Here is a 20,416-nt window from a genome sequence, read left to right as displayed (position 1 = left end):
TTACACGGTTACTGTTCAGTACGCTAAGAATGGTAAGATCGTGCCAGTTGACCCAACAGGCAAGCCAATTCCAAACGTACCAACACCACAGTACCCAACTGATCCAGAGAACCCAGCTAAGGTAACACCAGATGAACCAGTACCATCAATTCCAGGCTTTGTTCCAGAGGTACCAACGGTAACTCCTACTGATCCTGGTAAGGATACACCAGTTCACTACACTCCAGTTGTTAACGACCAAAACGCTGTTGTTAACTATGTTGATCAAGATAACAACAACGCGCAAATCGCAACTTCTGGTAACTTAACTGGTAAGCCGGGCAGCCTAATCGACTACAGCACTGCTGCAACGATCAAGCAGCTTGAAGACCAAGGCTACGTTCTTGTAAGTAACGGTTTCCCAGCCGGCGCAGTCTTTGACAATGATGACAATACTACGCAAACTTACACGGTTGTCTTGAAGCACGGTACAACCACCTTCAAGCCAGATAAGCCTGGTACACCGGGTGAACCAATCAACCCTAACTACCCAGAGGGACCAAAGGTTACAAACGAAGATGTTGATTACAGCAAGGACGTTAAGTTTACTGTCCACTACGTTGGTGCAGGAAGCAACAACCCAGCTGATAACGTTCAAAATGCGCAATGGACTCGTGCTATTACGGTTGACAATGTAACTGGTAAGATCATCAGTTCAACCGAATGGGTAAGCAACAAGGACAGCTACAGCAATGTAGCAACTCCAGTTGTTGAAGGCTACCACGCCGACCGGGCACAGGTTGATGGTCAAAAGGTAACTATGGAAGACCAAGAAGCTACGGTGACCTATGTACCAAATGGTAAGATTGTGCCAGTTGATCCAACAGGAAAGCCAATTCCAAATGTACCAACGCCACAATACCCAACCGATCCAACGGATCCAACTAAGGTAACGCCAGATGAACCGGTACCAACAATTCCTAATTACACTCCAGAAGTACCAACGGTAACACCTACTGATCCAGGTGTTGATACACCGGTTAAGTACACTCCAAATACGGTAAATCCAAAGCCGGCAGTTGACCAAATTGCGGTTGTTAACTACGTTGACCAAGATAACAACAACGCGCAAATCGCAACTTCTGGTAACTTGACTGGTAAGGCTGGCAGTGTAATTAACTACAGTACTGCTGATCAAATCAAGCAGCTCGAAGCCCGTGGTTACGTTCTCGTAACTGATGGCTTCCCAGCCGGCGCAACCTTTGATGATAACGCGGATCAAAACCAAGTCTTCACGGTTGTCTTGAAGCATGGTCATGCTCCAGTTGGTCCTAAGAACCCAGAAGAACCAGGTACACCAGTTAACCCAGGCTACCCAGAAGGTCCAAAGTGGCCTGCAAAGGACAACTACAGCAAGGACTACACTTCAACTGTTCACTTTGTAGATAACAACGGTAACAAGATGCGTGATGACAATGTTCAAACTTCTACATGGACGCGGACATTAATCATCGACAAGGTTACTGGTCAAATCCTCAACCCGAACGAGAACTGGACTTCTGACAAGGCCAGCTACAATGAAGTGAAGGTTCCGGTAATCAATGGTTACGTTGCGGACAAGGCTAACGTTCCAGCTAAGGAAGCAGTTCAACAGAATATTGAAGATACGGTAACCTACACGAAGGTTGGAAACATTGTACCGGTTGATCCAAGCGGTAACCGGATTCCAAATGTTCCAGTTGTGCCATACACTAATGACCCAACAGACCCAACTAAGGTTGTACCAAACGAACCAGTACCTTCAGTTCCGGGAATGACACCAAATGTTACAACAGTAACACCTGATCACCCAACTGTTGATACCCCAGTTGTTTACACGACGCCAACACCGGTTACGCCACAAACACCGGTAACTCCAGAACCAGAAACACCAGCTGAACCAGCACGTCCAGCCGAGACGCCAGCTCAACCGGCAGCGCCTGAAGCACCAGCTGCGCCAAAGGCAGCAACACCTGCCAAGGCAACGCCAGCTGCTAAGCAAGAAGCTAAGAAGCTACCACAAACTGGTAACGAAAACAGCAGTTCTGCAGCAGCTCTTGGATTAGCTGCATTAGGATTAACCGGACTTTTGGCTGCTGGAAAGAAGCGTCGGAAAGAAGATTAATAAAACGTTGAACGGATAAGATAAGCTATGCGGAGAGTTGTGGTTAATTTGAAGATGGTTTATTGCAACGACTTAACAACGTAATGCAATGGATATAGTGGCTTAACAGATTCATAGCAACAAACTCGAAGCAGAAGAAAAAGCTCATGCTAGAAATAGCGTGGGCTTTTTTGATCTTCAAATATTGGCCTAAAGTGGATTGCCTGTTATGGAGATGAATAAGGAGAAAGTTACTGAATAATTATTAGCAACCGATGATCGAACGATAAAGAGAAATGGCATTTTGACATCACATATGATTAAATCATCATTTATGTATAGTAGATTTTCATAGAAATAAATTTATAAAAACGCCTTTAAACGTTGGTAATATAATAAAAGCAAGTGATCTTTTTGAAAATATTGATATTTTCTATTGATAAATGAGTTGAAAAAAACTCCTAAGAGAGTAGAATGACAATTGAAAGTTATTAGTGGCTGCTTTTAGCATTAGCTTGTTTGATAGGGCAGCCAGCAAATTATTTAATCTTTGATGTAACAGTCAGTTTAACCACCTGTTTAATGCAGGAATGGTCGCAACTTGCCAACAGGTGACGACATTCATCTGGACGACAACCGCAGATGGAATGCAGCCTGGTAGTGATCATGTGCAGATTACTACTTATCTCGATGAGTATTCACCTTTTACTTATATTCAAGTGATTTATTGCATGACTTAACATGACTCTAAGAGATAGTGACAAGTATGCACCAGTTGGTTTGGGACAAGTTCCTTATAAACTGGCGGATATAGACTATTGTAATTAATGCATTATAGGCGACCCCCGATGCCTTGGTGTGTTAGCTATAATAGTGGTTGTCGCTTGGCTCGACAGTGGTAACAGCTGAGTTATTAAGTATTAGCAACAATTTTTGTGCATTGTTTGTTGCAACCACTACTCCCTAATATTTATAAGGTTTATGGCCTTATATAACGAGGTATCATGATTTGATGAACAATGCTCAACAGATATGTCAAACGGTAGATAATGCTTATAAGAAACCCCCGAATACTTAACTTTAAGCAATAGTAGCAATATCTCCCCCAGATAACTTAAAGATAGCCTAATTGTTTTCGCCAACAGCAATAGGCAGAGAATGATTTATAATTCTTATCATATAAGTATGCTACTAGATACTTTTACTGTTCATGACAGTCATGTTAAGCAGCAGTTCAACAGTACACATAATACTGGTGATACCCAAAAAAGTCGGCACAGAATTACAGCAGTATGGCCAATGTGCTAAGCCAACTGCACGTAAGCCGCTTGATGATAAGTTTTAATGTTGAATGGTGGACTTATCATCAAAGTTAGTTGTGCGTAAACTAACCAAAAAAGGATTTTCAGAGATGAAAATCCTTTTTTGTTTTAAATAAAATTTCAATTGATAAACCAGTAAAAGTGTAATAAGATAAGTGCAAGATAAAAAACACGAATGCATTTCAAGTAAGTCGTTTAGAGAAGCAGCGGGTGGTGTAAGCTGTCGACTGAAACTCCGGTGCAGTTAAGTATGTGGGCGGGTAATTCCGCACGGTTGGTAGCCGTTATCTACCATGAGGGTGACTTTTTAGTCAAACTTGGGTGGTACCGCGGAACCAGAGCCATTTCGTCCCAAAATTTAAGGGATGGAGTGGCTCTTTTTATTTACATAGGAGGATTTACGATGTTAGATATTAAAAAGATTCGTCAAGAACCTGATTTCTATAAGGAAAAGTTAGCAACGCGTGGTGTAAAGCCAGAAGAAATTGATGAAGTTATTGCCTTAGATAAGAAGCGACGTGAATTGCTTCAACAAACAGAAACAATGAAGGCACAGCGGAACGAAGCATCAAAGAAAATTGGTGAAGCTAAGCGTAATGGTGAATCTGCAGATGCCGCAATCAAGGAAACCCGTGAACTCGGTGACAAGATCAAGGAGCTAGATGAAGAAGTCGAAGCAAACGATGCAAAACTTCACGATAAGATGGCTCACTTGCCAAATGTTCCACATGAGGGTGTTCCTGTTAGTTTAACTGAAGATGGAGCAGTTGAATTACGAAAAGTTGGTACTGTTCGTAAGTTTGACTTTGAACCAAAGCACCACTGGGATATTGGTGAAAACCTCGGTATTTTAGACTTTGACCGTGCTGGAAAAGTATCTGGGGCACGTTTTGTCTACTACCTTGGTCTCGGTGCTCAATTGGAGCGGGCAGTTTACAACTTTATGTTAGACGAACATATGGCTGATGGTTACACTGAAGTAATTCCGCCATACATTGTTAATGCTGCTTCCATGTACGGTACTGGTCAATTCCCTAAGTTCAAAGAAGGAGTTTACCAGGTTAACGGTGAAGATATGACCTTGATCCCAACAGCCGAAGTTCCATTGACAAACTACTACCGAGGTGAAGTAATTCCAACTGAAGAATTACCGGTTTATGTTACCGCATTAACGCCATGTTTCCGTTCTGAAGCTGGAGCCGCTGGTCGTGATACTCGTGGATTAATCCGGATGCACCAGTTTAATAAGGTTGAAATGGTTAAGTACACTAAACCAGAAAATTCATGGGACGAACTTGAAAAGATGACAGCAAATGCTGAAAATATCTTGAAGAAGATCGGCTTACCATACCATGTTATTACGTTAACAACCGGTGATATGAGTTTCACTGCTTCTGAAACCCATGACCTTGAACTCTGGATGCCAGCACAAAACAAGTACCGTGAAGTATCAAGCTGTTCAAACTGTTTGGACTTCCAAGCACGGCGGATGCACACTCAATACCGTGATGAAAACGGTAAGCTGCAATATGTCCACACGCTTAACGGTTCAGGCTTAGCTGTTGGCCGGACGGTTGCTGCTATTTTGGAAAACTATCAAAATGAAGATGGTTCTGTAACAATTCCAGAAGTCTTAGTACCATACATGCATGGGGTAACTAAGATTACAAAGGAAAACGCTGTACCATTCCGCAATAAGGCTAACAAGTAGGAGGAAGTGCGATGCTGATTACAACGACAGAGCGAATTCCCGGACACGATTATGAGGTTATTGGTGAGGTTTTTGGCGTTACCACACAATCAAAAAACGTATTAAGCAATATTGGCGCAGGCTTAAAAAATATTGTCGGTGGCGAGATTAAGGCTTACACTAACATGTTGCATGAGTCGCGTGAAAAGGCAATTACACGAATGGTTGCAGAAGCAGAGGATAAGGGTGCCGATGCTGTTGTTATGATGCGTTTTGATTCGGGATCGATTAGCACCGATATGCAGTCTGTTGTTGCCTATGGGACAGCAGTAAAATTTGTAGATTAAAACGATGAAGCAGGAGAAAATTTTTGTTTTTCCTGCTTCTTTTTTTAAATAGAAAATTCTCATAAACTAATTAGATACTATCAAAATCACTTAATAAAATTAACCATAATTAGTAACTGACTTTTGCTTTTTCTTGTTTAAACCGCTGTCACCTTTGATAAACACATAGTTTACCGCAGATTATTTATTTTACTGCTTTGCAATGCTAAAGTATTACCAAGGTTAAAATTTGATTAAAAAGGAGTCGGTATAGATGCAAAGCAGCAAGTGGAAAAACATGATCATCACCATTGTTGCAGTTCTTGGAATTGTAGTCGGGTGGGAAATGGTCAAACCTCAGCAGGTGTCTGCCGACGAACCAACGTATACATTTGCAACTAATAATACGTTTGAACCGTTTGAAATTCAGGATAGTAAAGGCGGCTATTCTGGTAAAAATCCTGGAATCGAAATTGAAATGCTTAGGAAGATTGCTAAGCATGAGCATTTCAAATATGAGTTAAAGCCAATGAGTTTTAATGGCGATTTGCAAGCTCTTGAATCAGGACAGGTTGATGCGGTAATTGCAGGGATGAGCGTTACCGATGAACGGAAAGAAAAATATGACTTTTCAACCCCTTACTATACTGATGGGGTAGAAATGGCAGTTGCAAAAGACAGCAATATCAAGTCGATGAAGCAATTGAAAGGCAAGACCGTTTCTGCTAAGTCGGGTACGAGTGCAGCCTTATTCTTAAAGAAGAATCAAAAGAAGTATGGTTATAAGATCCGGTACTTTGATTCATCTAACACAATGTGGAATGACGTAAAGACGGGAAATACAGTTGCGACCTTTGATGATGGCCCTGTTCTTGAATATGGTATTAAAGAAGGGGTACCGCTTAAGATTGTGACGAAGAAGCCAATTGATGCTCAGCCAGTTGCGGTTGGATTCCAAAAAGGTAAGAACCTTGCATTGCAAAAGAAGATGAATGACGGAATCAAGTGGCTAAAAGATACTGGTCAAATGGATAAGATCATTGATAAGTATACTAAGAGCGATAGTACGACAAAGAGCAGTGCAACTGATCGAACAATCTTAGGCTTGATCAAGGCTAATTACCCAGCATTGCTTCGTGGATTATGGATGACAATTGAATTAACCGTTGTCGGCATTATTTTTGCGATGATTTTTGGTGTAATCCTTGGTGTATTAGGAATTGTTCAAAACAAATTTGCTAATGCAGTTTCAAGTGTCCTTATTTATATTTTCCGGGGAATCCCAATGATCGTTCTTGCCTTCTTTATTTATATGGGAGTTCCCAATGTGATTGGTCATAAAGTTCCGCTATTCTTAGCTGGAATTTTAACGTTGACCTTTGACGAAGGGGCTTATATCGGAGCAATCGTTAAGGGTGGCTTTGAATCGGTTAATATCGGTCAATGGGAAGCTGCACGAAGCCTCGGATTGCCATATAGTAAAGCGCTAATTAAAGTTATCGCACCCCAAGGATTTAAATTGATGATTCCTTCATTGGTTAACCAATTTATTATCACGTTAAAAGATACATCTATTCTTTCCGCAATTGGTGTTATGGAATTAACCCAGACAGGGACCGTCATCATTTCCCAAAACATGGAAGGGTTTAAGATGTGGTTAATCATTGGGACGATGTACATTATCATCATTACATTATTGACTTGGTTATCAAACTACGTACAAAAGAGGATGGCTTAATATGGATAAACACTATAAAGTACAAGTAAAAGATCTCCACAAAAGTTATGGAAGCAACGAGGTACTTAAAGGAATTAACCTTAATGTTAAACCAAATGAAGTTGTGTGCATGATTGGGCCATCAGGATCCGGGAAAAGTACCTTTTTACGCTGTATTAATAAACTAGAGGAACCAAATAGCGGTCACATTTATGTGGATGGTTATGATATTGCGGATCCGCAAGTAAACATTAATAAAGTGCGGGAAAATATTGGAATGGTCTTTCAGCATTTTAACTTATTTCCTAATATGAACGTGTTAGAGAATATCATTCTTGCGCCTGTTCAACTAGGTAAGATGACTAAAGATGAGGCAGAAAAGGCAGCAATGCACTATCTGGACCTCGTTGGCCTCGCTGATAAAGCCAATGCTGATCCTACTAAATTATCAGGTGGACAACAGCAACGGGTTGCTATTGCACGGGCATTAGCGATGAAACCAGATGTGATGCTATTTGATGAGCCTACGAGTGCGTTAGACCCGGAAATGGTTGGTGATGTGTTAGGGGTTATGAAACGGCTGGCACAGGAAGGGATGACCATGATTGTGGTTACGCATGAGATGGGATTCGCTAAGCAGGTTGCTGATCGAGTAGTCTTTTTCCACGATGGCGATATTCGTGAACAAGGAACGCCAGAGGAGATTTTTGATAATCCTCAGCATCCTGATACAAAGAATTTCTTGGATAAAGTACTAAATGTTTAGTTATCATTTGACCATTAGTAATTTAAATTTGACAAAGCTAATATTATCATTATAATAATGAGTAACTTTTAATAATTGGTTAACAGAGAATCCAGTATTTGCTGAAAGCTGGATCCAATTAAATGGCATGAACGTTTAAAATGGAGTGGTTTCCTTATCGACTGAGAGGTAGCTTGTTGTAACGAGCTATAAAGATGGGTGGAACCGCGTTTAAAAACGTCCCTGGTAGTTTAATTGCCAGGGGCGTTTTTATTTGTTTAAGAAAACGTTTTTGTTAATAAATAATTTTAAGGAGGCATATTATGGACGAAAAACAACAGCAGAAGTTGGAACGATCACTTAAAAGTCGTCACGTAACGATGATTGCGATTGGTGGTGCGATTGGGACCGGTCTTTTCCTTGGATCAGGAACCGCGATTCACCAAGCAGGACCGTCCATCATTCTTTCGTACCTAATCGTCGGGATCTTTTGCTTCTTTATGATGCGAGCATTAGGAGAGCTGATTTTAGCCGATACGACGAAACATTCATTTATTGACTCAGTTAAAGATTACTTGGGCGACCGAATGGAATTTGTGGCTGGTTGGATGTACTGGGCATGTTGGTTAACGTTGGCGATGGCTGATTTGACCGCTACAGGAATCTATTTAAAATACTGGTTCCCTAATTTACCACAATGGGTAGGACCATTAGTTATTGTTATCTTATTAATGCTTGTTAATATGGTTAACGTTGGACTATTTGGAGAACTGGAAAGCTGGTTCTCAATGATTAAGGTAATTGCGATCCTAGCATTAATTGCCGTAGGGGTTATTTTACTTGTAATGCACGGTCACGTTGAAGGACGTCCGGTTACCCTTTCAAACCTGGTTAATCAGGGTGGCTTTTTCCCGACAGGTCCAATGGGCTTTTTAATGTCATTTCAAATGGTTGTATTTGCCTTTGTGGGGATTGAGATGGTTGGTCTGACTGCTGGAGAAACAAAGAATCCAGAGAAGGATATTCCTAAAGCGATTAACACCTTGCCTGTACGAATCGGTTTATTTTACATTGGTTCAATGATCGCTTTGATGTCAATCTACCCATGGTTCCAAGTTAAGACGACTTCAAGTCCGTTTGTGCAAGTATTTGCAGCGATTGGTGTTCCAGGGGCAGCGGCGATTCTTAACTTTGTCGTATTGACAGCCGCAATGTCTGCAACAAACAGTGCAATTTTTAGTACTAGTCGTTCCCTTTATTCACTTTCTCGAAGCGGTAACGCGCCAAAACGCTTTGGAGAGTTAAGCGCAAAGGCAGTGCCTAATCATGCTTTAACTTTCTCTTCGCTAATCCTTTTCATTACTGTTATCTTGAATTACATTATGCCAGCAGGAATCTTTGATGTGATTGCTGGAATTTCTACAATTACTTTTATCTTTACATGGATTATTATCCTCGTTGCTCATATTAAGTATCGGCAACAGAATCCAAAGGGTGTAAAAGGATTCGGAATGCCCGGCTATCCGATTACTAGCTGGATAACAATTATTTTCTTCCTAGCAGTATTGGTAATTCTTTTGTTCATTGATTCAACTAGAATTCCGCTAATTCTTTCAATTATTATCTTTGCTTTGCTTGCATATGGCTATGGATTTTTGAAAAAGAAGAAGGAAAATTAGAATATGTAAAAAAGCTGAAATTTATTTTCGGCTTTTTTCTTTTGCATTTAATAATTATTAGTTTAAGAGATAAGCATAAAGTAATAAAAAGCTTCCTTTTGTTTAATAACTGAAGGCGGTCAAAATGCCGTCGTTACGCGGTTTGATTGCTATTTGGGACGCAAAATACTATACTGAAAGTGTGGAAAGATAGAAGGCCGAATTTAACAAACATCTTCTCATAATAAAACTACTTTGAAGTACGTTAATTAGACTTTTTGCATGAAAATTACCAACACCCCACTCCACATGAAACGCTTTAGTTTCCGTAAAAAGTATGTTAGCTAAAAGTAATTAGTGGCCATATCTACAACAAACCTATAATGATAAGCTTAAGTTCCTCGTATTAAGCAGATAGATAAGTTACCATAATAAACTAGAAAAAATAATAACCGGCCTTTCTTCCCACTTCCATATGGATGAGAAGCTCGGAATGTTATTCCGATAAACATTCCGAGCTTCCGCCAGTTTAAACGCATAATAATGATATATTCCCCGGGAAATGTCTTCTTAGTGAAAGCGGAATTTATTTCAAATTATGGCCGAACAATTGCTCAAAATTAAATAACTAAGTATAATAGAAAAACCTTGGCAGGGGCGACGGAGAGACACACGGTGACCGCGATTCACCGATAATGTTTCTCCGTTTCTTTTTGCCTACATATGATAACGCTTTCATATGTCGATGAAAAACTTTGTGAAATTTCAAAAGCGTAAAAAGGCAATCAAACTAATGAATTGTAATATTATCCTGGTAAAAAATAATGAAAATTCACAAATTGTCAATTAAACAGCGCTTTACAGGAATGGAATTTAAAGATATTCTTAAGTAGTTAACTCGCCACAAATGCAATTATTTTATCTTAGTTTGGAACGGCCGTTAACGAATATTCTATTTAAGGAGGGTACACAGCCATGTCTATGTATCTTATTATCAACATTATTGGGCTGGTTGTCTTTCTTGGTATTGGATGGCTCTTTTCCAAGGACCGTAAAGCAATCAACTGGAAGACTGTAGGAATCATGGTAGTTCTTAACTTAATTCTAGCATGGTTCTTAGTAAGTTCATCTGCTGGTCGTGCTGGGGTTAAGGCGGCTGCTGATGGATTTGCATGGATTGTCAATGTTTCTGCAAAGGGGACTGTGTTTGCATTAGGTGACTGGTACACACCAAAGAACCTAAACTTTATTTGTTCCGCATTGATGCCAATCCTTATGATTGTTCCATTGTTCGATATCTTAAACTACATTGGTGTATTACCATGGATTATTAAGTGGATCGGACGGGGACTTTCATTCATTACCGGTGAACCTAAGTTTGAATCATTCTTTGCCGTAGAAATGATGTTCTTAGGTAACACTGAAGTTTTGGCTGTTTCTGGTATGCAATTACGTGCCATGAATAAGGAACGTAATTTGACTATTGCTATGATGTCAATGTCTTGTGTTACTGCTTCAATTCTTGGTGCATATATTGAAATGATGCCAGGACAATATATTCTGACTGCTGTTCCAATTAACATTATTAACTCATTGATTGCCGTAAGTATGCTGAACCCTGTTAAGGTTCCAGCTGAAGACGATACCATCGAAAAAGTTGGTGCTGAAGTTGACTCTGATAAGCGTGAACCATTCTTCAGTTTCTTAGGGGACTCAATTTTGGGTGCTGGTAAGTTGATCCTTATCATCATCGCTAACGTTGTTGCCTTCGTTGCATTAGCTGCTTTGATCGATGCTATCTTGGCATTATTCTGGAAAGACCTTTCTCTTGAAAGTATCTTAGGTGTTATCATGTTCCCATTCTCATGGTTACTTGGTTTACCTGTTCACGAAGCATGGATGCTTTCACAAGATATGGGTATGAAGTTAATCACTAACGAATTCGTTGTTATGGGTAAAGTTACTGGTGAAATCAACAGTTACGCACCTCACTTGCGTGCCGTATTAACTGTCTTTGTAACTTCATTTGCTAACTTTGGTACTTTAGGTATGATTATTGGTGCCTTCAAGGGCTTAGTTGACAAAGAAAACAACGATTACATTGCTTCAAACATTGGTTACTTAATGCTTTCTGGTATTTTAGTTTCACTATTATCAGCCGCATTTGTTGGCCTCTTCGTTTGGTAAAATTGAAAAGCAGCTGTCGAAGCTGCTTTTTTTGACACTAATTCAGAAAACGCTTGCATAACAGTTAAGTTAAAAGGAGACGAGAACTATGACTACTAAAATTATTATGGATACTGATCCAGGAATTGATGATGCTGCTGCTTTGACGATGGCAATTAATAACCCATCGCTTGATTTAAAATTAATCACTACCGTTGCCGGTAATGTTACTGTTGATAAGACAACTGCTAATGCTTTAAAGATTGTTCATTTCTTTGGCAAGGATATTCCGGTTGCTGCTGGAGCTGAACAACCATTAATCAAGCCGTTCGAGGATGCCGCACGAATCCATGGTGAATCTGGAATGCCTGGTTATGATTTTGGTACTGATTATGGTAAGCCAATCGATAAAAGTGCTGTTGAGGCTCTCCGTGATGCAATTATGGCTGAAGATGAAGTTGTATTAGTACCAACTGGTTCTTATACCAACATCGCATTGCTCTTTAGCGAATATCCAGAAGTAAAGAGCCACATTAAGCAAATTGTTGCCATGGGTGGATCATTCTCTGGCGGTAACATGACTAGTGCAGCTGAATTTAACGTCTTCACTGATCCTGACGCTGCAAAGATCATGTACAATGCTGGCGTACCAATTGTTACTGTTGGCTTAGATGTTACCTTAAAAGCACTTCTAACTGCTGACACTATTGAAAAGCTCGGTAAGCTCAATAAGACAGGAGAAATGCTCCATGGTTTAATCACGCACTACAACGATGGAAGCGATGCAGGACGTCCAATGCATGATGTTAATACCATTTTCTACCTCCTTCATCCAGAAGCCTTTACGACTAAGGATATGTGGGTGGACGTACAAACAGATGGCCCCGCAATTGGTGCAACCGTTGGCGATGTTCGGGCAGCTTATCATGATGGTAAAACTAATGCTAAGGTTTGCCTTGATATTGACGCTGATGCCTTTAACAAGTGGTTCCTAGAAGAAGTAAGCAAAATTAAATAAACTGCAATATTAGTCTAGAATGAAAAATCATTCTGGGCTTTTATACTTTAAAGTAGTTATCTTTTTGAAAGCGTTTTAAAATATGATAGTATTAAATAAATAAGGAGGAAATACCAATGAAGAATATTATGATCGCAGGTGCTGGAGTTTTAGGTAGTCAGATTGCTTATCAAACAGCATTATCCGGATTTAATGTAAGTGTCTATAATCACCATATTGATACTGCAGAGCGTCGTATTAAGGCGTTAAAAGCTGATTATGAACGTGACCTACACTTAACGGCCGATGAATTTCAAAAGGGTCTTGATAATATCAAGATAATTACTGATGATGTTGCAACTGCTGTTAAAGATGCTGATTTAATGATTGAAGCATTGCCTGAGTCATTAGACCTAAAAGAACATTTTTATGAAGAAGTATCAAAACTTGCGCCTGAAAAAACAATCTTTGCAAGTAATTCCTCAACGTTTATCCCAAGTCAATTAGCACCATTTACAGATCGCCCAGCAAAGTTTCTCAACATGCACTTTGCAAACCAGATTTGGAAATTTAATGTCGTTGAAATTATGGGGACGGCGCAAACTGATTCCCAAGTAATTGAAGAAGCAACTGACTTTTCCCGGGAAATAAAAATGGTTCCAATTGTTCTTCATAAGGAGCAGCATGGTTATATCCTCAATTCCCTACTAATCCCACTGTTAGCATCTGGACTTAACTTATGGGCAAAGGGAATTGCAGAGCCTGAAATGATTGATAAGGACTGGATGATATCAACGGGCGCACCCATGGGTCCATTTGGGATTTTAGATATGGTAGGTCTGCGAACAGCAGCGCAGATTGAAAGAAACACATATGCGCAGACTAAAGATGAAAGTCATAAGGCAATTGCTGATAAAATGGATGAGATGATTAAGGAGGGACACGAAGGTAAGGAATCAGGTCAAGGTTTCTATACTTATCCTAATCCTGCCTTTATGGATCCGAAGTTCCTAAAATATTAAAGTGATTTAATTGAATAGTTAAGAGATAAATGACCAAAGTTGGCGAGAAAGCTGATTTTGGTCGTTTATTTTAACTTACAGCTAGTCACTGTGTCCTTGTCTTAGTATCAGCAGGAGTTAGGTTAATTTATTGTCTTAGTTTTTATTCCCATAATGGCTTAACTCAGTTGCAACAATCAGAAATTTACGGTACAGTAATAGGGAACGTGAAACAATAAATGTTTCACGAAAGGAGACTTAATGAATGAATCCTGAACAATTTCAACAGGCATTAGCTAATAAGGGAATTACGTTATCGGCAAAACAAATGCAACAGTTTGCTGATTATTATCAATTATTAGTTAAGACAAACGAACACGTAAATTTAACTCGTATTACAGATAAAAATGAAGTATATCTAAAGCATTTTTATGACTCCATTACAGGGGCATTTGCAGAACCTCGGTTAACGACAGAAGAGCTAACGTTATGTGATATTGGTGCTGGAGCAGGTTTCCCTTCCTTGCCGTTAAAGATTGCTTTTCCACAATTAAAAGTAACGATTGTTGATTCTCTTAATAAAAGAATTGCGTTTTTAGATGAGTTAGTAGCTAAGCTGGGACTCACGGACGTAACGTTGATCCATGATCGTGCCGAGACCTTTAGTGCAAAGAAGAGTTCGTCCCGTGAACAATTTGATATAGTTACCGCCCGGGCTGTGGCACGTCTGTCTGTATTAAGCGAGCTTTGCCTTCCTGCTGTTAAAGTTGGTGGTGAATTTATTGCATATAAGGCAAGTGTCGCTTCAGAAGAATTACAAAAGGGCGGAACGGCGATCAAGCAATTAGGGGGACAAGTACAAAAAATAGTACCTTTGACCTTGCCAGTGACAGATGAAGAACGTAATATAATTGTGATTGATAAGGTAAAATCAACGCCCAATAAATATCCGCGTCGTCCTGGTTTACCAAGCAAAAAACCAATTCAATAAGATAAGGAGTTAAGAGTATGGCTTTTTCATTATTTGGTATTGGAAAAAACAATTCTGACAGTACAAAAAATAAGGTTGTAGAAGTAAAACTTGATCAAATTATTCCCAACCGTTATCAGCCACGAAAAGTCTTTGACCAAGACGGTATTCGTGAATTAGCACAAACAATTGATGAACACGGTCTCTTGCAGCCAATCGTTCTTCGTGAATACGAACCAGCAAAATATGAAATCATTGCCGGTGAGCGGCGGTATCGCGCAATGAAGCTTTTGAAGTGGGAAAAAGCACCTGCAATAATTGAAAAGATGAGCGATCAAGAAACCGCATCACTAGCTTTGATTGAAAATTTGCAACGATCACAATTGAGTTCAGTTGAAGAAGCGCAGGCCTATCGTCAGCTTATGGACTTAAACCACCTTACGCAGTCACAATTGGCTAAGGGAATGGGAAAGAGTCAGTCATTCGTTGCTAACAAGTTACGGCTATTACGTCTGATTACCCCGGTACAAACTGCTATTTTAGATCACCGAATTTCTGAGCGGCATGGTCGTGCGCTGTTAGACTTAGATGAGAAGCAGCAACGAGATATGTTAATGCGGATCGTTAATGAACGGCTAACTGTTCGTCAAACAGAAGATGAGGTGGCACGCTTACTCGGTCGGCCTTTACCATCTGAAATTGCTGAATTAAAAGCAGCTGCCAAACGGAAAGAACTTGCTTCTCTTGAATCACACCCTGAAGAAGTACCAGCTGCTCCAGAAGAAACAATACCAGCAAAAAAGACAGCGCCAAAACGCAAGACGGTTAAGAAACCGAAGAATAATAAGGCAAAGCAAGTAAATGATGCGCGGCTTGCGTTAAATACAATCAAGAAGTCAATCAAGATGGCAACCACTAACGGCTTTGAAATTAGGACACAAGAAAAAGATAGTGGCGATGCTTACCAGTTAACAATTGAAATTCCGAAGAAACAGTAGGGAGGTCAAAGAATGGGTTCTGTAATTGCGCTTGCAAACCAAAAAGGCGGCGTTGGTAAAACAACCACCAGTGTTAATTTAGGAGCGTGTCTTGCTGATCTTGGACAGCGAGTCCTACTGATTGACCTTGATCCGCAGGGAAACGCAACGAGTGGGTTAGGCGTTGAAAAGCAAAATATTAAGCAAAGTGTTTACGATGTTTTAATTAATGATGTACCGCTCAAGAATGTAATTCAAAAAACCAGTCATGAGGGTGTTGATATTGCACCAACAACGATTGCTTTATCCGGGGCAGAAGTCGAATTAACTAACTTGATGGCTCGGGAGACACGGCTTAAAGATTCTTTTGGCAAGATTCGTGATGAATATGATTTCGTTTTGATTGATTGTCCGCCATCATTAGGTTTGCTTACGATCAATGCCTTTACTGCCTGCGATTCTATTCTTATCCCAGTTCAAAGTGAATATTACGCTTTGGAGGGGTTAAGCCAATTATTAAATACGATCAAACTTGTCCGCAAACACTTTAACCCCCAACTAAAAATCGAGGGCGTTCTTTTAACAATGTTTGATAAACGGACAAATTTGGGTCAGCAGGTAAATGCGGAAGTGAAGAAATTCTTTGGGGACCAAGTATATAACACGATTATCCCGCGGAACGTTCGGCTATCGGAAGCGCCAAGCCACGGATTAGCAATCATTGACTACGATAAAAATTCAACAGGCGCACATGTCTACCAACAATTAGCAAAGGAAGTGTTGGCCAACCATGGCAAAGAATAAAAAGAATGGATTAGGACGTGGAATAGAAGCTCTCTTTGCTGAAAATACGGTGACAGAACTTGCTGCTGATGAAACAGTGCAAGATGTTAAACTCTCGCTAATCCATCCTAACCCGTATCAACCACGACGAACATTTGATCAAAACGCGTTAGCTGAATTAGCATCATCGATTGAGAAGTCGGGAGTATTTCAGCCGGTTATTTTGCGGCAACCTGATCCAACAATAAATCGTTATGAATTAATTGCCGGTGAACGGCGCTTTCGGGCTTCTAAAATCGCTAAGAAGAAGACAATTCCAGCGATCGTTCGTAATATGAGCGATAATCAAATGATGGAAATTGCAGTGTTAGAAAACCTTCAACGTGAAGATCTAACACCATTAGAAGAAGCACAAGCCTACCAGATGTTAATGGATAAGCTATCTTTAACCCAGGCACAGGTTGCCGCGCGTTTGGGAAAGAGCCGGCCTTATATCGCTAACTACTTGCGGTTACTAGGATTACCAACAGTGATAAAGGAATTTTTAAATACTGGCAAGTTATCAATGGGTCAGGCACGAACAATCCTGGGATTGAAAGATAAAACTAAACTGGTACCGCTTGCCCAGCGAGCAGTAGCACAAAATCTTACTGTGCGGCAATTAGAAGAAATCGTTACTCAAATAAACGGAACCGCCCAAAAGAAGGAGCAGCGTCGTACGCAACGGAAGCCGGTTTATATCCGGGCTGCCGAATCACAGTTGCAGAGTAAGTTTGGGACAAAGGTTTCTGTCGCGCAAAGTCGAAAAAAAGGTGCGGGAAAGATTGAAATACCATATACATCTAATGACGACTTTACCCGTATCCTTGAATTGCTAAATATTACGTTAGATTGAGGAGGAATAACTCATGGCAGCTTATGATAAAGGTGATATTGTAATGATGAAAAAAGCGCACCCTTGCGGAACCAATCGCTGGTTAATTACCCGAGTAGGCGCTGATATTAAGATTGAATGTCAGGGCTGTGGTCATATTGTCATGATGACCCGCCAAAAGTTTGATAAGGGACTAAAGAAAGTTCTCGAAAAAGCTGATCAAGCTGATTAATATTTTTAGTGATTGATGATCACAAATAACAAATTGTAGATTAAAATAATAAATGATTAATTGAAAAGGAAAGTGAACAATTTATGTCATTAACAGCAGGAATCGTTGGCTTGCCAAACGTTGGTAAATCAACACTTTTTAACGCAATTACTAAGGCTGGGGCCGAAATGGCTAACTACCCATTCGCGACAATTGATCCGAATGTGGGGATGGTTGAAGTTCCAGATAGTCGTCTGGATCGGATTCAAGAATTAATTCCAGCTAAGAAGATTGTGCCAACAACCTTTGAATTTACCGATATTGCAGGAATTGTTAAGGGTGCTAGTAAAGGTGAAGGACTAGGAAACAAGTTCTTGGAAAACATTCGTCAAACTGATGCGATCGTTCACGTTGTTCGTGCATTTGATGATAACGATATTACTAGTGTTTCTGGTAAAGTTGACCCAATAGAAGATATCGATACAATTAACCTGGAATTAGTAATGGCTGACTTAGATGCTGTTAACAAACGGTTAGCTAAGGTACAGCGGGCTGCTAAGGGACGTGATAAGGACGCCTTAGCAGAATTAGAAGTCCTAAATAAGATTAAGCCTGTTCTTGAAGATGGTAAGAGTGTTCGGTCAATTGATTTCAGCGATGATGAGCAAAAAATTGTTAAGGGCCTTTTCTTGCTAACAAGCAAGCCGGTTTTGTATGTTGCTAACATTGCCGAAGAAGATATGGCAGATCCAGAGGGCAATAAGTACATGGATGCAATTAAAGAACACGTTAAAGACGATGGTGAAGTAATCGGAGTTGCTGCTGCTGCCGAAGAACAAATTGCTGAAATGGACGAAGCAGATAAGGCTGATTTCCTTGAAATGGAAGGAGTAACCGAACCAGGATTAAATCGTTTGATTCGGGCAGCTTACAAGCTTTTGGGACTAGAAACATTCTTTACGGCGGGTGGCCCTGAAACTCGTGCATGGACTTATAAGAAGGGAACAAAAGCCCCTCAAGCAGCTGGGATTATCCACTCAGACTTTGAACGTGGGTTTATTCGTGCCGAAGTAATGAGTTTTGAAGACTTAGATAATCTTGGCTCAGAATCAGCAGTAAAAGAAGCAGGTAAGCTCCGTCTTGAAGGTAAAGATTACGTAATGCAAGACGGCGATATTGTTGAATTCCGGTTCAACGTTTAAACCTCTAAAAAACGAGAGAGGAGTAGTTTTATAGTGAGTGAAGAACAACCACGCAATGCACAGGCTGGTCAGCGCCAAAAACAATTAGAAAAAGAACGCCGCCAAGCTGACTGGAATGCTTTTAGCAACTATGACCTAACACGAAAAAATGAGGACTTCATGTACCAGCTAAATAAACAGTTGGATCGGTTAGGGGTTCCTTCCGATAAGAAAGAACCAATGCTAAAGGAAACGATTGACAAACTATTGGCTGGTCAAAAAAAGGGTAAAACAGCCCGCGTATTATTCGGGACACCGACTGAGTATGCTAAAGAACTAAAGAATCCTAAGCCAACACCGGCAGAAGCAAGTAAACAGTCAATCAAGCTATTGGCAATTGATAACATGCTAATCTTTTTAAGTATTTTTACTTTTATGTTTGGATTGATGTTCTGGCTATCACCTGCTGCTATGCAAACAAAGAATGCTGGAAGCAGCGGTATTACGGCAATCCTGATTGTGGCGATTACTGGAGGATTAATTTTCGGCTATGTTGCCACACAAGTTCAGCCACAAATTGATAAGAACGGCAAACGAGTTAGCAAAAAGCCGTTATGGCAGCGAATCCTTTTAATTGTTGCCGGGCTGGCTGCTTGGCTGATTATTTACATGCTTGTAAGTATGCTGCCAAATGTAGTCAATCCGCGGCTTAATCCATGGGTTTACATCGGAATCGGGGTTATTACCTTTATTGGTGATATGTATTTCCGTTCAAAATTCCACGTTACTGGTTCGCTTTACGGCAATCGTGCACCACGGCGTTAATATAAATAGAGAAAGGCACTTGGAAATATTTTTTCTCGGTGTCTTTTTTTGTTCAATAAATTACTTATGAAAAAAATTTCTAAAATTATATGGACAAATGTTCAATAGACTGTTAAGATATAAACGTAAACTTATGAAAGCGTATTCAAATTTGAGAGGAGATCATATTATTATGAAGTTAACACAAGCACAATTAGCAAAGTACATGGACCACACAATGCTTAAGCCAGAGGCCACTCCAGAAATGATTGATAAGACGGTTGCAGAAGCACGCAAATATAATACTGCTTCTGTTTGTATCAATCCTTACTGGGTGAAGCGGGTTCATGAAGGATTAGCAGGTACTGATATCAATACTTGTACTGTAATCGGTTTTCCTCTCGGTGCTACTTCAACAGAAAGCAAGGTTTTTGAAACTAAGCAAGCTATTGAAGATGGCGCAGATGAAGTTGATATGGTTATTAACATCGGTGAATTAAAAGCCGGTAATGATGACGCTGTTGTTGCTGACATTAAGGCTGTTGCCGATGCTACTCATGAAAAGGGTAAGATCCTTAAAGTTATTATTGAAAACGCCCTTCTTACTGATGAAGAAAAGGCACGTGCAAGCAAGCTTACTGTAAAGGGTGACGCTGATTTCGTTAAGACCTCAACTGGTTTCTCAACTTCTGGAGCCAAGGTAGAAGACGTTAAGATTATGCGTGAAGCAGTTGGCCCCGACTTTAAGATTAAAGCTGCTGGTGGAATTCACAGCCTTCAAGAAGCTTACGACATGATTGAAGCAGGTGCTAACCGGCTCGGGGTTTCTGCTTCTGTTCAAATTCTTGAGGAAGCTGCTCAACAATAAAAAT

Annotated in this window: 18 protein-coding genes; all 18 read left to right on the top strand. The window is 40.2% G+C overall.

Annotated features, from left to right (window positions below; genetic code table 11):
* On the top strand, positions 1-2,143 hold a 2,143-nt coding region (locus H5S41_RS04385; protein WP_182602467.1), incomplete at its 5' end, for a mucin-binding protein.
* Between the two features lie 569 nt (positions 2,144-2,712).
* Positions 2,713-2,862: a hypothetical protein gene (locus tag H5S41_RS04380; RefSeq protein ID WP_153710831.1), complete on the top strand. Its 150-nt coding sequence runs from the start codon at positions 2,713-2,715 to the stop codon at positions 2,860-2,862.
* Between the two features lie 985 nt (positions 2,863-3,847).
* Positions 3,848-5,155, top strand: a complete 1,308-nt coding sequence (gene serS, locus H5S41_RS04375) for a serine--tRNA ligase (protein WP_153710830.1) — start codon at positions 3,848-3,850, stop codon at positions 5,153-5,155.
* Positions 5,156-5,166: 11 nt separating this feature from the next.
* Positions 5,167-5,481 (top strand): heavy metal-binding domain-containing protein, encoded by a 315-nt coding sequence (locus H5S41_RS04370; protein WP_182602466.1) that lies wholly within the window; start codon positions 5,167-5,169, stop codon positions 5,479-5,481.
* Positions 5,482-5,734: 253 nt separating this feature from the next.
* A complete protein-coding gene (locus H5S41_RS04365) occupies positions 5,735-7,198 on the top strand; it encodes an ABC transporter substrate-binding protein/permease (RefSeq protein WP_182602465.1) in 1,464 nt (487 codons plus the stop codon).
* Between the two features lies 1 nt (position 7,199).
* Complete coding sequence (locus tag H5S41_RS04360; protein WP_182598599.1) at positions 7,200-7,943, top strand: amino acid ABC transporter ATP-binding protein; 744 nt, start codon at positions 7,200-7,202, stop codon at positions 7,941-7,943.
* 302 nt (positions 7,944-8,245) lie between these two features.
* Entirely contained in the window at positions 8,246-9,601 is a 1,356-nt protein-coding gene (locus H5S41_RS04355) for an amino acid permease (RefSeq protein ID WP_153710826.1), read from the top strand.
* Between the two features lie 960 nt (positions 9,602-10,561).
* The gene (locus H5S41_RS04350) at positions 10,562-11,767 is read left to right on the top strand and encodes a NupC/NupG family nucleoside CNT transporter (protein WP_182598638.1); all 1,206 of its coding nucleotides are present in this window, start codon (positions 10,562-10,564) and stop codon (positions 11,765-11,767) included.
* An 88-nt stretch (positions 11,768-11,855) separates the two neighbouring features.
* Positions 11,856-12,764 (top strand): ribonucleoside hydrolase RihC, encoded by a 909-nt coding sequence (rihC, locus tag H5S41_RS04345; protein ID WP_163705631.1) that lies wholly within the window; start codon positions 11,856-11,858, stop codon positions 12,762-12,764.
* A gap of 116 nt (positions 12,765-12,880) precedes the next feature.
* Positions 12,881-13,765: a 3-hydroxyacyl-CoA dehydrogenase gene (locus H5S41_RS04340; RefSeq protein ID WP_182602464.1), complete on the top strand. Its 885-nt coding sequence runs from the start codon at positions 12,881-12,883 to the stop codon at positions 13,763-13,765.
* Between the two features lie 244 nt (positions 13,766-14,009).
* Complete coding sequence (gene rsmG / locus H5S41_RS04335; RefSeq protein ID WP_182602463.1) at positions 14,010-14,735, top strand: 16S rRNA (guanine(527)-N(7))-methyltransferase RsmG; 726 nt, start codon at positions 14,010-14,012, stop codon at positions 14,733-14,735.
* Between the two features lie 17 nt (positions 14,736-14,752).
* The gene (locus tag H5S41_RS04330) at positions 14,753-15,712 is read left to right on the top strand and encodes a nucleoid occlusion protein (RefSeq protein ID WP_182602462.1); all 960 of its coding nucleotides are present in this window, start codon (positions 14,753-14,755) and stop codon (positions 15,710-15,712) included.
* A 12-nt stretch (positions 15,713-15,724) separates the two neighbouring features.
* Positions 15,725-16,495: a ParA family protein gene (locus H5S41_RS04325; RefSeq protein ID WP_182598604.1), complete on the top strand. Its 771-nt coding sequence runs from the start codon at positions 15,725-15,727 to the stop codon at positions 16,493-16,495.
* Positions 16,482-17,369, top strand: a complete 888-nt coding sequence (locus tag H5S41_RS04320; protein WP_182598605.1) for a ParB/RepB/Spo0J family partition protein — start codon at positions 16,482-16,484, stop codon at positions 17,367-17,369. Before H5S41_RS04325 ends, H5S41_RS04320 begins: the two co-directional genes overlap by 14 nt.
* A 13-nt stretch (positions 17,370-17,382) precedes the next feature.
* The gene (locus tag H5S41_RS04315) at positions 17,383-17,580 is read left to right on the top strand and encodes a DUF951 domain-containing protein (RefSeq protein WP_153710819.1); all 198 of its coding nucleotides are present in this window, start codon (positions 17,383-17,385) and stop codon (positions 17,578-17,580) included.
* Between the two features lie 83 nt (positions 17,581-17,663).
* Positions 17,664-18,761, top strand: a complete 1,098-nt coding sequence (ychF, locus tag H5S41_RS04310; RefSeq protein WP_182598606.1) for a redox-regulated ATPase YchF — start codon at positions 17,664-17,666, stop codon at positions 18,759-18,761.
* Between the two features lie 33 nt (positions 18,762-18,794).
* Positions 18,795-19,565: a DUF1129 domain-containing protein gene (locus H5S41_RS04305; RefSeq protein WP_182598607.1), complete on the top strand. Its 771-nt coding sequence runs from the start codon at positions 18,795-18,797 to the stop codon at positions 19,563-19,565.
* Positions 19,566-19,737: 172 nt separating this feature from the next.
* Complete coding sequence (gene deoC, locus H5S41_RS04300) at positions 19,738-20,412, top strand: deoxyribose-phosphate aldolase (protein ID WP_153710817.1); 675 nt, start codon at positions 19,738-19,740, stop codon at positions 20,410-20,412.
* Positions 20,413-20,416 lie beyond the last annotated feature (4 nt).

The sequence above is a fragment of the Limosilactobacillus albertensis genome, assembly GCF_014145555.1.
In the GTDB taxonomy this organism is placed as follows: Bacteria; Bacillota; Bacilli; order Lactobacillales; family Lactobacillaceae; genus Limosilactobacillus; species Limosilactobacillus albertensis.
The sequence above is the reverse complement of the archived record's forward strand: the minus strand, read 5'-3'. Positions and strand labels throughout refer to the sequence as shown.

Excerpts from the sequence above, each read along its gene's own strand:
- H5S41_RS04370 (WP_182602466.1), top strand. The coding sequence starts at position 5,167 with ATGCTGATTACAACGACAGAGCGAATTCCCGGACACGATTATGAGGTT.
- deoC (WP_153710817.1), top strand. The coding sequence starts at position 19,738 with ATGAAGTTAACACAAGCACAATTAGCAAAGTACATGGACCACACAATG.
- rihC (WP_163705631.1), top strand. The coding sequence starts at position 11,856 with ATGACTACTAAAATTATTATGGATACTGATCCAGGAATTGATGATGCT.
- H5S41_RS04330 (WP_182602462.1), top strand. The coding sequence starts at position 14,753 with ATGGCTTTTTCATTATTTGGTATTGGAAAAAACAATTCTGACAGTACA.
- serS (WP_153710830.1), top strand. The coding sequence starts at position 3,848 with ATGTTAGATATTAAAAAGATTCGTCAAGAACCTGATTTCTATAAGGAA.
- H5S41_RS04320 (WP_182598605.1), top strand. The coding sequence starts at position 16,482 with ATGGCAAAGAATAAAAAGAATGGATTAGGACGTGGAATAGAAGCTCTC.
- H5S41_RS04325 (WP_182598604.1), top strand. The coding sequence starts at position 15,725 with ATGGGTTCTGTAATTGCGCTTGCAAACCAAAAAGGCGGCGTTGGTAAA.
- ychF (WP_182598606.1), top strand. The coding sequence starts at position 17,664 with ATGTCATTAACAGCAGGAATCGTTGGCTTGCCAAACGTTGGTAAATCA.
- H5S41_RS04380 (WP_153710831.1), top strand. The coding sequence starts at position 2,713 with ATGGTCGCAACTTGCCAACAGGTGACGACATTCATCTGGACGACAACC.
- H5S41_RS04355 (WP_153710826.1), top strand. The coding sequence starts at position 8,246 with ATGGACGAAAAACAACAGCAGAAGTTGGAACGATCACTTAAAAGTCGT.
- H5S41_RS04340 (WP_182602464.1), top strand. The coding sequence starts at position 12,881 with ATGAAGAATATTATGATCGCAGGTGCTGGAGTTTTAGGTAGTCAGATT.
- H5S41_RS04350 (WP_182598638.1), top strand. The coding sequence starts at position 10,562 with ATGTATCTTATTATCAACATTATTGGGCTGGTTGTCTTTCTTGGTATT.
- rsmG (WP_182602463.1), top strand. The coding sequence starts at position 14,010 with ATGAATCCTGAACAATTTCAACAGGCATTAGCTAATAAGGGAATTACG.
- H5S41_RS04315 (WP_153710819.1), top strand. The coding sequence starts at position 17,383 with ATGGCAGCTTATGATAAAGGTGATATTGTAATGATGAAAAAAGCGCAC.
- H5S41_RS04360 (WP_182598599.1), top strand. The coding sequence starts at position 7,200 with ATGGATAAACACTATAAAGTACAAGTAAAAGATCTCCACAAAAGTTAT.
- H5S41_RS04365 (WP_182602465.1), top strand. The coding sequence starts at position 5,735 with ATGCAAAGCAGCAAGTGGAAAAACATGATCATCACCATTGTTGCAGTT.